Raw genomic sequence first — 11,119 nt, 5'->3', positions numbered from 1 at the left:
TCGGACATACCCCGGGAGCGACCACCGGTAATCCCGGCTCGTCAGCGATCGGTGGGCGAAGGTTAAGCGAACTTCGGGGGGCCTGGGACCGTTCGGTGACAATCGGCACAACAGTCACCACTATCCGCGTCCGTACCGGTTTTTGGGAACGCTTCCACGCGCACTATCACGCAATCCCGATTCCCCTCGTACCCTTGACGGCACTGGTTTTGCTGAACCTGACCATTGCCATATCCGGCGCAAATACACCCCGGAGCCGCCGCCGTGCCGACCATCCCCACCACCCCCGCCGAGAGCGGTCCCGAGCCGCTCGACCGCCTCCCCGGCCGGCAACCCGCCGCCGCCGAACTCGCCCACACCGCCGCCCGCACCGCCGGCGACCTGCTCGCCCCGCCCGCGCCGGTCCGCCTCGACGACGTGGTGCCCGCCCCGGAGCGGGTGCTCCCCGACCCGACCGCGGACTTCACGCTGTCCGCGGACGCGGCGATCCGGGTCAGCCCGGCCGGCCGGGACGTCGCCGAGCAGCTCGCCGAGTGGCTGCGCCCCGCCACCGGCTTCCCCCTGCCGGTCGCCGACGCGCTCGTGGCGGACGGCCGGCTCGTGCTGACCCTGTCGGCGGCGGCCACCGCCACCGCGAATCCCGGCGATGCGGCGGCGGGCGTGGCCGACGGGCTGGGTGACGAGGGCTACCGGCTCGACGTGACCGGGTCCGGGGTGCGGATCACCGCCGCCACCCCGGCCGGGCTGTTCCACGGCGCGCAGACCCTGCGGCAGCTCCTCCCCGCCGCCGTCGACAGCACCACCCCGGTCACCGAACGCTGGGCGGTGCCCGGCGGCAGCATCGTCGACCGGCCGCGCTTCCCCTACCGCGGCGCGATGCTCGACGTGGCCCGCCACTTCTTCCCGGTCGAGGACGTGCTGCGGGTGGTCGACCACCTGGCCCGGTACAAGCTCAACCACCTGCACCTGCACCTCACCGACGACCAGGGCTGGCGGATCGCCGTCGACTCCTGGCCCCGGCTCGCCGAGGTCGGCGGGACCACCGAGGTGGGCGGCGGCCCCGGCGGCTTCTACACGCAGGCCGACTACCGGCGCATCGTCGCGTACGCCGCCCGCCGCCACGTCACCGTGGTGCCGGAGATCGACCTGCCCGGGCACACCAACGCAGCCCTCGTCGCCTACCCGGAGCTGGCGCCCGGCAAGGTCCCGCCGCCGCCGTACACCGGCACCGAGGTCGGCTTCAGCTACGTCGACCCCGCCGACGAGCGGACGTACACCTTCGTCGCCGACGTGGTCGGCGAGGTGGCCGCCCTGACCCCCGGCCCCTGGCTGCACCTGGGCGGCGACGAGGCGTTCAAGGTGCCTGCCGACACCTACCGCGCCTTCGTCGAGCGGGCCCAGACGCTGGTGGCGGCGACCGGGAAGACCGTGGTCGGCTGGCACCAGCTCGCCCCCGCCGGACACGTCGACGGGCGGGTGCTCCAGTGGTGGGGCACCAACGGCGACGATCCCGAGACCGCCGAGGCGGTACGCCGTGGCGCCCGCCTCATCCTCTCCCCCGGCAACCGCGTCTACCTGGACATGAAGTACGCCGCCGACACCCCGATCGGGCACGACTGGGCGGGCCTCATCGACGTGCGGCGCGCGTACGACTGGGATCCGGGGACACACCTCACCGGCGTACCGGCCGAGGCGGTGCTGGGCGTGGAGGCGCCGCTCTGGACCGAGTCGGTCACCACCCTCGCCGAGGTGGAGTTCATGCTCTTCCCGCGCCTGCCCGCCGTCGCCGAACTCGGCTGGTCACCCCGGTCGACGCACGACTGGGCCGGCTTCCGCGAGCGACTCGCCGCCCACGGCCCGCGCTGGACGGCCGCCGGCATCACCTTCCACCCCTCCCCGGACGTCCCCTGGCCCACTCCAGCCGCCGCGGTCCCCACCCAACCCACCGGGGACACCACCGCCGACACCCACTGACGCCCACGCCGGGCGCTGTCGGTGGAACGCCATGGAGGTCTCGAAACCCTGGAAACCTCCATGGCGTTCCACTCACCCGCCGCCCTACCCCTTCAGCCGCAGACGCAAGCTGCGCCGCATGTCCCATATGCCCCTCACCGACTGCCGCAGGAGGTCGCCATCCTCGGCGGCCCGCCGGCTGCCTGCGCTGCCCGCGTCACCCGCGGCGAATCTTGGACACTTTCCGTTCCTGGCGAACGGTAAGTCCAAGATCCCGTACAGCCTTCCGGTGACCACTGCAGGTCTGCCAGGTGGCGATGTCCGGCACCGGGCCGATCCCGCCATCTTCGGGAAGGGAGTCGGTCTCGGGCGAACCGGACGCGGTCGATCGTGCCGCCGAGAGGATTGGCTTCGGGATGCCCGGGTGGGGTGAATGCCCGATTCGCGGCACCGGGTTGGATGGCGACCACCCCACCGCCCGGCTGCGGAGGCGGCGGGCGGCCGGCGGCGCTCGGTGTCCGGCGGCGCGGGTGTCCGGTTTTGGCGGTGGTGTCGGGTGGTCCGCGCCACCGCCAGGGCGGAATCATGCCGGGGGTGGGGTCGTTGTACATGGCAGACCGCGCAGCAGCCCGCCCCCAGGTGAGCCAGCCCCGGCCGGAATGACCCGGCCCCGCCGGTCGTTACACCCCCCGGACCACGCACCACCGGTCCAGCCGGGTCGGCCGGAGGGAATGACCTCCCAGCCCCGGTCGTTACATCCCCCGGACCGCGCACCACCGGTCCGCACCGGGTCCAGCCAGGGAATCATCTCCCGGCGCCGGTGGTTACATTCCCGGGACATCATCGGGTCAGGTCGAGGGAATCACCGCCCGCCGCCGATGCTTACATCCCCGGTCCGCCCGAGCAGGTCACCCCCTGATCGCCGGGCACCCCAAAAGACTTTCCCCTTTCTGCGGCACCTCCGCACCCCCTTGCCGGTGCCGCCAACCCCCGGAATGAAAGGCGCTGATCTCATCATGCGTACCAACACCATGCTGCGAAACACCGTCCTGACCGCTGCCGGCTTCGCCGCCACCGCCGGCGGGATCGCCGGCCCCGCCATCGCCGCGCACGCCACCCCCGCCGAGAAGACCGCCCACGTGGTCGCCGACCGCAAGGGTCACGGCGAGCGGGAACTGAACGTGCGCTACGAAGCCCAGCCCAACTTCTACTACTGCGGCCCCGCCGCCACCCGCAACGCCATCAGCGTGCTCGGCAAGAACATCGACGTCGACGCCATGGCCAAGGAAATGGGCACCACCGAGAACGGCACCAACAGCATCAACGACATCACCCCCGTGCTGAACAAGGAAACCGGCAAGCACTACCGCTCGGTGGAAATCCGCGACGGTAAGGCCGACGACAAGCAGACCGACACCCTGCGCGCCGACATCGTGCGCACCGTCGACGACGGCCGCGCCGTGGTCGCCAACATCGCCGGCACCACCACCGACACCGACGGCAACACCCACTCCTTCGAAGGCGGCCACTACATCAGCGTCGTCGGCTACCACGACAACGGCAAGATCGTCACCATCGCCGACAGCGCCGACCCGAACATGGCCTCCTACCGCATCACCGTCGACAACCTCGCCGACTGGATCGCCACCCGCGGCTACAGCGCCTCCTGACGATCCACAACGCACAACACAGCGACACGAAAGGGCCCGACCCCACCAGGGGTCGGGCCCTTTCGGCGTCAGCCGCCGGAGTCGTCGAGCTCGGCGCCGCCCGGCGGGATCGGGCCTTCGGCGTCAGCCGCCGGAGTCGTCCAGCTCGGCGCCGTCCGGCGGGGTGTCGTCGTCCCGGCTGGCCAGCCAGCCGTCGGGGAGAGAGACCTTGCCCGGGGAGTTGGTGCGGCCGCGCGGCTGGCCCAGGGTCTCCACCGGGAACGGCACGGTCGGGTCGAGCTTGCCGAGCAGGTCGTCGAGCTGGGCCAGGCTGTCGATCATCGCGAGCGAGCGGCGCAGCTCGCTGCCGATGGGGAAGCCCTTGAGGTACCAGGCGACGTGCTTGCGGAAGTCGGTGCAGCCGTCGCGCTCGCCCCGGGCCGGGTTGCGGGCGCCGGCCACGAACTGGTCGACCAGCAGCTCGGCGTGCCGGCGCATGGTCGCCGCCACCTCGCCGAGGCTCGGCAGCCGCCGCTCGGTGCGGCCGTGGAAGGCGGCCTCCAGGTCGGCGAAGAGCCAGGGCCGACCCAGGCAGCCCCGCCCGATCACCACCCCGTCGACGCCGGTGTGGGCGACCATCCGCAGCGCGTCGTCGGCCTCCCAGATGTCGCCGTTGCCGAGCACCGGCACGTCGAGCGCCTGCTTGAGGGTGGCGATGGCGTCCCAGTCGGCGGTGCCCGAGTAGCGCTGCGCAGCCGTACGCCCGTGCAGGGCGACCGCGGCGACGCCGGCGTCCTGGGCGGCGAGGCCGGCCTCGACGTACGTCAGGTGGTCGTCGTCGATGCCCTTGCGCATCTTCACGGTGACCGGCACCCCGGCGGGGGACGCGGCGTCGACCGCGGCCCGGACCAGCCGGGCGAAGAGCCGGCGCCGCCACGGCAGGGCCGACCCGCCGCCGCGCCGGGTGACCTTGGGGACCGGGCAGCCGAAGTTCAGGTCGATGTGGTCGGCGAGGTTCCTCTCGACCACGATCCGCACGGCGGCGGCGGTGATCTCCGGGTCGGTGCCGTAGAGCTGGAGGCTGCGCGGGTGCTCGTCCGCCCCGAAGGCGATCATGCGGAGCGTCTTCGGGTTCCGCTCGACCAGCGCCCGGGTGGTGATCATCTCGCAGACGTAGATGCCGCCGCCCTGCTCCCGGCAGAGCCTGCGGAAGCCGACGTTGGTGATCCCGGCCATCGGCGCGAGCACCACCGGCGGCCACACCTGGTGTGGGCCGAGGGTCAGCGGGCGCAGCGCGGGCAGGGTCGGGGCGGTCACCGGACAAGTGTACGGGGCCCCGACCGGAGGGTCGGGGCCCCGTGACCAGCGTCAGCAGCCGGGCAGGCGCTCGATCAGGTAGCGCTCGACCTGGTCCAGGGAGATGCGTTCCTGGGTCATGGTGTCCCGGTTCCGGACCGTCACCGCGTTGTCGTCGAGGGTGTCGAAGTCGACGGTGACGCAGAACGGGGTGCCGATCTCGTCCTGCCGGCGGTAGCGACGGCCGATGGCCTGCGAGTCGTCGAACTCGACCACCCAGCGCTTGCGCAGGTCGGTGGCGAGCTGCTTGGCCTTGGGCGAGAGCGCCTCGTTGCGGGACAGCGGCAGCACCGCCACCTTGACCGGGGCCAGCCGCGGGTCGAAGCGCATGACGGTGCGCTTGTCCACGCCGCCCTTGGTGTTCGGGGCCTCGTCCTCGTCGTACGCCTCGAGCAGGAAGGCCAGCACCGCGCGGGTGAGACCGGCGGCCGGCTCGATCACGTACGGCATCCAGCGCTCGCCCTTGGTCTGGTCGAAGTACGACAGGTCGACGCCGGAGTGCTTGCTGTGCGTGGACAGGTCGAAGTCGGTGCGGTTGGCGATGCCCTCCAGCTCGGCGAACTCGGTGCCGCCGAACTGGAACCGGTACTCGATGTCGACGGTGCGCTTCGAGTAGTGGGAGAGCTTCTCCTTGGGGTGCTCGTAGAAGCGCAGGTTGTCCTCGGAGAGGCCCAGGTCGAGGTACCAGTTCCAGCGCTCGGAGAGCCAGTACTCGTGCCACTTCTCGTCGGTGCCCGGCTCGACGAAGAACTCCATCTCCATCTGCTCGAACTCGCGGGTGCGGAAGATGAAGTTGCCCGGGGTGATCTCGTTGCGGAACGACTTGCCAGTCTGCGCGATGCCGAACGGCGGCTTCTTGCGGGCGACCGTCTCGACGTTCTTGTAGTTGACGAAGATGCCCTGGGCGGTCTCCGGGCGCAGGTAGTGCATGCCCTCGTCGCTCTCCACCGGGCCCAGGTAGGTCTTCATCAGGCCGTTGAACATCTTCGGCTCGGTGAAGGTGCCCTTGTTGCCGCAGTTCGGGCAGTTCAGCTCGGTCAGCGAGGTGAGCGGCTTGCCGTGCTTGGCCTCGTACGCCTCTTCGAGGTGGTCGGCGCGGAACCGCTTGTGGCAGGACTGGCACTCGGTGAGCGGGTCGACGAACTCGGCGATGTGGCCGCTGGCCTCCCAGACCTTGCGGGCCAGGATGACCGCGGAGTCCAGGCCGACGACGTCGTCGCGCTGCTGGACCATGGTCTTCCACCACTGCCGGCGGACGTTCTCCTTGAGCTCGACGCCGAGCGGACCGTAGTCCCAGGCCGACCGGGTGCCCCCGTAGATCTCGCTGGAGGGGAAGACGAAGCCTCGGCGCTTGGCGAGGCTGACGACGGCGTCGATACGGTCGGCTGGCATGTTTCCTCCTACGCCGGCTGGCGGTCGGCGGGGGCGATGTGAGTGGAACCGGACGGTTCGGGACAACGGTACGACCACCGGGGTCCCGAGCCCAGCAGAATACCGGGGCGCGGTCAGCTCACCCCGCACACCTCCATGCCGCCCGTCTGCTGGTCCGGCGCCAGCGTGACGGTCTGCGCCTCCCGCCTGCCGCCGGCCAGGGTCACGTTGACCGGCACCGTCAGCGTGGCCGTGTCGACCTCGCCCACCCGGTAGCCGGAGACCTGCGGCTCGGTGGCCACCCGCTGCTCGAACTCCGCCCGGGACTCGCGCCGCCGGGCGTCGTCGCAGAGCTGGTCGTACGCCTTGGACCAGTCCTTGACGACGAGCGCCTGGTAGTAGTCGTCGGTGACCGCCCGGCCCTGTTCCTCGACGGCCTGCACGTTGCTCACCGCGAGCCCGACCACGGCCGCGCCGCCTCCGCCGCAGCAGAGCAGCACGGCGAGCGCGCCGACACCCAGGCCGAGCCAGAGCCGGGCCCGGCCGCCCTCGGTGGGCGGGGCGGCGAAGGGCGGGGCGACCCCGGGACCGGGCGGCGGCGCGGGGACGCCCGGCTCGCCCGGCGACACTGGCGGCATGCCGGGCGGCGGCGCGGGGACGCCGGGCTCGGCCGGGGATCCCGGCACCGGCGGCACGCCGGAGGGCACGGGCGGGGGTGGTGGGGCGGCCGGCCCGGGAGCGGTCATACGCGCCAGGGTAGTGCCCGTGGCCTCACCGGTAAGGACCTGCGGCCCGATCACTGGCCGCCACGACGATCTCGCCGTCCGGCGCGGCACTGGCCAGTGTCTCGTACGCCGAGGGCTCGTCCACCGACCGGGCGAGCAGCGGCACCGCGGTGACCTTGACGTCGAACCCGCCGAGCGCCCGGCGGTACGCCCCGACCGACTCCCACTCCGTGACCAGGCACCAGTGGGCGGGGTCGTCCAGCGCCCGGAGCAGTTCGCCGCGCAGGTAGCCCGGGCGGGCGGCGAGCGCGGTGAGCGCGGCGTGCGCCTGCCGGGTGAACTCGTCCGCCACGTCGGCGTCCACCACGAACCGGTTGGTGACCAGCACCGGGTTCCTCCTCGTAGAGTCTGTGGCATGCAGCGTACGCAGAGTCCTGTGCTGTCCCGGTTGGCCCGGCTCAATCCGACGACGGTGTTCCTGGCCGCGCTGGTCCTGGTGCTGGTGGGGGCCTTCGCACCCGGCGCGGTGGGTGGGGTGCTGCTGCTGGCGCTGGCCGCGGGGCTGGTGTGGCTGATGACCGTCACCTGGCCGGTGCAGGCGCCCGCGACCCGGATGCTGCGCCTGCTGATGCTGACCCTGCTGATCACGGTCGCGCTGGCGAAGCTGCTCTGAGCGTTGACCTGCGCAGACATGCAATCATGCGTTTTTGACAATCAATTTCGTTATCGCGGACAGTAGTTACATGACCGTCCGCTCAGCCCCCCGCGCGCTCGCCGCCGCCACCGCCGCCCTGCTCACCCTGGGCGGCCTCGCCGCCTGCTCGGGCGACGGCGGCGGAAGCGACCCGGACCGCGTCGACGTGGTGGCCGCCTTCTACCCCCTCCAGTTCCTCGCCGAGAAGATCGGCGGCGACGCGGTCGCGATCACCAGCCTGGCCAAGCCCGGCGCCGAGCCGCACGACCTGGAACTCAACCCCCGGCAGGTGGGCCAGGTGGCCGACGCCGAGCTGATCGTCTACCTCTCCGGCTTCCAACCGGCGGTGGACGAGGCGGTCGAGCAGAACGGCGACGACCGGGCGTTCGACGTGGCGGGCGTGCAGCCGCTGCTCGACGCCGCCGCGGGCGGCCACCAGCACGAGGGTGAAGCCGGTCACGAGGAGGAGTCCGGCGGCAAGGACCCCCACCTCTGGCTGGACCCGACCCGGCTGGCGACCGTCGGCGACCGGCTCGCCGAGCGGCTCGGCGCGGTCGACCCGGACCGGGCCGCCGACTTCACCGCCCGGGCCGCGGCGCTGCGCGCCGAGCTGACCGGGCTCGACGCCGACTACACCCGGGGCCTGGCCACCTGCCGGCGCCGGGAGATCGTGGCCGGCCACACCGCGTTCGGCTACCTTGCCGAGCACTACCGGCTCGAACAGGTCGGCATCACCGGCCTCAGCCCGGACGCCGAGCCCTCCCCGCAGCACCTCGCCGAGGTGGCGAAGGAGGCCCGGGAGCACGGTGCCACCACCATCTTCTTCGAGACGCTCGTCAGCCCGAAGATCGCCGAGACCGTGGCCCGGGAGGTCGGGGCGAAGACCGCCGTGCTCGACCCGATCGAGGGCCGGCCCGCCGACGGCGACTACCTCTCGGCGATGCGCGCCAACCTCCAGACCCTGCGGACCGCCTTGGACTGCTCATGACCGAACCCGTCATCCAGGTCGCGCACGCCGCCGTCGGCTACGACGGCCGGGCGGTGCTGCGCGACGTCTCGCTGACCGTCACCGCCGGCGAGGTGGTCGCCGTGCTCGGCGCCAACGGCTCCGGCAAGTCGACCCTGATCCGCGCCGTGCTCGGCCTGGTGCCGCTGGGCGCCGGGTCGGTTGCCCTCTTCGGCACGCCCCAGCGCCGCTTCCGACAGTGGCACCGCATCGGGTACGTCCCGCAGCGGCTCGGCGCGGGCAGCGGCGTGCCCGCCACGGTCGGCGAGGTGGTGGCGTCCGGGCGGCTGGCCCGCCGGGGTGTGCTGCGGCCGTCGCGGCGCGCCGACCGGGAGGCGGTCGCCGCGGCGCTGCGCGCGGTCGGGCTCGCCGACCGGGCCGGCGACCCGGTCGCCACGCTCTCCGGCGGCCAGCAGCAGCGCACCCTGATCGCCCGGGCCCTGGCCGGCCGGCCGGAGCTGCTGGTGCTCGACGAGCCGACCGCCGGGGTGGACGCGGCCAGCCAGGAGGCGTTCGCCACCGCGCTGCGGGACTTCCGCGACGGCGGCGGCACCGTGCTGCTGGTCGCCCACGAGCTGGGGCCGCTGCGCCCGCTGATCAGCCGGGCCGTCGTCGTCCACCAGGGCACGATCTGCCACGACGGCCCGGTGCCGGAGCCGGCCGGACACCACGCCGAGCCGGGCCACGACCACGTGCACCCGCACTGCGACGAAGAGCCCGCCGGGCTGTGGAGCATGTGATGGACCTCTTCCAGTACGACTTCATGCTGCGCGCCCTGGTCGGCGCACTGGTCATCGGGCTGGCCGCCCCGGCGCTCGGCATCTACCTGGTGCAGCGCCGGCTGGCGCTGATCGGCGACGGCATCGGCCACGTGGCGCTCACCGGCGTCGGCGCCGGGCTGCTGCTCAACCGCTCCCCCGTGCTGGTCGCGGTCATCGCGGCCACGCTGGGCGCGATCGTGATCGAGCTGGTCCGCTCGCGCGGGCGCACCTCCGGGGATTTGGCCCTGGCGCTGCTGTTCTACGGCGGCATCGCCGGCGGCGTGATGCTGGTCGGGCTCTCCGACGCCGGCAGCGGCAAGCTCAACGCGTACCTCTTCGGGTCGCTGACCACGACGTCGCCGGCCGACCTGGTCACGATCCTGGTGCTCGGCGTGGCGATCCTGGTGACCATGCTGGCGCTGCGCCCGGCGCTCTTCGCGGTCTGCCACGACGAGGAGTACGCGCGGGTCTCCGGCCTGCCGGTGCGGGCGTTGAACCTGCTCCTCGCGGTCGGCACCGCGGTGACCGTGACCATCGCCATGCGGGCGGTCGGGGTGCTGCTGATCAGCGCGCTGATGGTGGTGCCGGTGGCCGCCGCGCAGCAGGTGACCCGGGGCTTCCGGGCCACCATGGCGGCGGCCATGGCGCTGGGGCTGTTCGCGGCCGGGGCCGGCGTCTGGGTGGCCGCCACCGCGAACACGGCGCCCGGCGCCTCGGTGGTGCTGCTGGCGATCGGGTCGTTCCTGGTGGTGGCGCTGCTGGCGGCCGGCTGGCGGGCGCTGCGCCGGCGGACCCGTCCGGCCGCCGCGCCGGTGGCCGAGCCGCCGGAGCACGAGGTGGTCCTGCGGTGAGGCCGTCCCGGCCGGTGCTGCTGGCATTGGTTACCGTTACGGGGTGACGGTCACGAACGGGTACGACGCCTTCGAGGGCGCGGGTGATCTGCTGCGCGCGCTGTCGGCGCCGATCCGGCTGGCGATCGTGAGCGAGCTGGCCGCGGGCGAGCGCTGCGTCCACGAGCTGGTGGAGAAGCTCGGCGCTCCGCAGCCGCTGGTCTCCCAGCACCTGCGGGTGCTGCGCGGCGCCGGCGTGGTGCGCGGCTCTCGGCGCGGCCGGGAGATCGCGTACGCGCTGGTGGACGAGCACGTCGCCCACATCGTGGCGGACGCGGTCAGCCACGCCGGGGAGGGGCCGTCGTGACCGAGGGGGCGCTGCGCAACACCCGGCAGCGGAGCGCGGTGAGCGCCCTGCTGGCCGAGGTCGACGGTTTCCACAGCGCCCAGGACCTGCACGCCATGCTGCGCCAGCGCGGCGAGCGGGTCGGGCTGACCACCGTCTACCGGACCCTCCAGGGGCTGGCCGACGCGGGCGAGATCGACGTGATGCGGCCGCCCGGCGGCGAGCACCTCTACCGGCGGTGCAGCGAGGGCCATCACCACCACCTGGTCTGCCGGGCCTGTGGCCGGACCGTGGAGGTGGCCGGCCCCGCCGTGGAGAGCTGGGCCGAGCGGGTCGCCGCCGAGCACGGGTACGCGCAGGTCAGCCACACCCTGGAGATCTTCGGCACCTGCCCGGCCTGCGCCGGCTGACAAATCTGACCCGTGCCG

12 protein-coding genes are annotated in these 11,119 nt (G+C 72.9%); 8 read left to right on the top strand and 4 right to left on the bottom strand.

From position 1 onward, the window contains the following. Nucleotides 1–264: 264 nt before the first annotated feature. Together ACFYPD_RS22705 and ACFYPD_RS22700 are read left to right on the top strand one after the other, a co-directional pair. A complete protein-coding gene (locus ACFYPD_RS22705; RefSeq protein ID WP_387116792.1) occupies nt 265–1,974 on the top strand; it encodes a beta-N-acetylhexosaminidase in 1,710 nt (569 codons plus the stop codon). A gap of 995 nt (nt 1,975–2,969) precedes the next feature. Next, nucleotides 2,970–3,623: a C39 family peptidase gene (locus tag ACFYPD_RS22700; protein ID WP_387116789.1), complete on the top strand. Its 654-nt coding sequence runs from the start codon at nt 2,970–2,972 to the stop codon at nt 3,621–3,623. Nucleotides 3,624–3,746: 123 nt separating this feature from the next. Here ACFYPD_RS22700 and dusB read toward each other — a convergent pair whose 3' ends face one another. The 4 genes from dusB to ACFYPD_RS22680 form a co-directional block, all read right to left on the bottom strand. After that, a complete protein-coding gene (gene dusB, locus ACFYPD_RS22695; RefSeq protein WP_387116786.1) occupies nt 3,747–4,919 on the bottom strand; it encodes a tRNA dihydrouridine synthase DusB in 1,173 nt (390 codons plus the stop codon). Between the two features lie 51 nt (nt 4,920–4,970). After that, the gene (locus ACFYPD_RS22690) at nt 4,971–6,350 is read right to left on the bottom strand and encodes a glycine--tRNA ligase (protein WP_357280154.1); all 1,380 of its coding nucleotides are present in this window, start codon (nt 6,348–6,350) and stop codon (nt 4,971–4,973) included. 113 nt (nt 6,351–6,463) lie between these two features. Next, nucleotides 6,464–6,967 carry a hypothetical protein gene (locus ACFYPD_RS22685; protein WP_387117353.1) on the bottom strand — a complete coding sequence of 168 codons (504 nt, stop codon included), beginning with the start codon at nt 6,965–6,967 and terminating at the stop codon, nt 6,464–6,466. Between the two features lie 133 nt (nt 6,968–7,100). Further along, nucleotides 7,101–7,442, bottom strand: a complete 342-nt coding sequence (locus ACFYPD_RS22680; protein ID WP_387116783.1) for an antibiotic biosynthesis monooxygenase family protein — start codon at nt 7,440–7,442, stop codon at nt 7,101–7,103. Nucleotides 7,443–7,469: 27 nt separating this feature from the next. On the opposite strand from ACFYPD_RS22680, the gene ACFYPD_RS22675 reads away from it, so the two are divergent. The 6 genes from ACFYPD_RS22675 to ACFYPD_RS22650 all read left to right on the top strand — a co-directional run bounded on the left by ACFYPD_RS22675 (nt 7,470) and on the right by ACFYPD_RS22650 (nt 11,101). After that, nucleotides 7,470–7,727, top strand: a complete 258-nt coding sequence (locus tag ACFYPD_RS22675) for a DUF6703 family protein (RefSeq protein ID WP_387116780.1) — start codon at nt 7,470–7,472, stop codon at nt 7,725–7,727. 70 nt (nt 7,728–7,797) lie between these two features. Next, on the top strand, nt 7,798–8,736 hold the full coding sequence (locus tag ACFYPD_RS22670; protein ID WP_387116777.1) for a metal ABC transporter substrate-binding protein: 939 nt from the start codon (nt 7,798–7,800) through the stop codon (nt 8,734–8,736). After that, nucleotides 8,733–9,494 (top strand): metal ABC transporter ATP-binding protein, encoded by a 762-nt coding sequence (locus ACFYPD_RS22665; RefSeq protein WP_387116774.1) that lies wholly within the window; start codon nt 8,733–8,735, stop codon nt 9,492–9,494. The genes ACFYPD_RS22670 and ACFYPD_RS22665 overlap by 4 nt, the downstream gene beginning before the upstream one ends. Beyond that, nucleotides 9,494–10,366, top strand: a complete 873-nt coding sequence (locus ACFYPD_RS22660) for a metal ABC transporter permease (RefSeq protein ID WP_387116771.1) — start codon at nt 9,494–9,496, stop codon at nt 10,364–10,366. The genes ACFYPD_RS22665 and ACFYPD_RS22660 overlap by 1 nt, the downstream gene beginning before the upstream one ends. Nucleotides 10,367–10,409: 43 nt before the next feature. After that, the gene (locus ACFYPD_RS22655) at nt 10,410–10,712 is read left to right on the top strand and encodes a metalloregulator ArsR/SmtB family transcription factor (protein WP_357939187.1); all 303 of its coding nucleotides are present in this window, start codon (nt 10,410–10,412) and stop codon (nt 10,710–10,712) included. Next, the gene (locus tag ACFYPD_RS22650; protein WP_151465202.1) at nt 10,709–11,101 is read left to right on the top strand and encodes a Fur family transcriptional regulator; all 393 of its coding nucleotides are present in this window, start codon (nt 10,709–10,711) and stop codon (nt 11,099–11,101) included. The genes ACFYPD_RS22655 and ACFYPD_RS22650 overlap by 4 nt, the downstream gene beginning before the upstream one ends. Nucleotides 11,102–11,119 lie beyond the last annotated feature (18 nt).

The sequence above is a fragment of the Micromonospora sp. NPDC005299 genome (genome assembly GCF_042872345.1).
GTDB lineage: Bacteria > Actinomycetota > Actinomycetes > Mycobacteriales > Micromonosporaceae > Micromonospora.
This window is presented reverse-complemented; position numbering and strand designations above follow the sequence as displayed.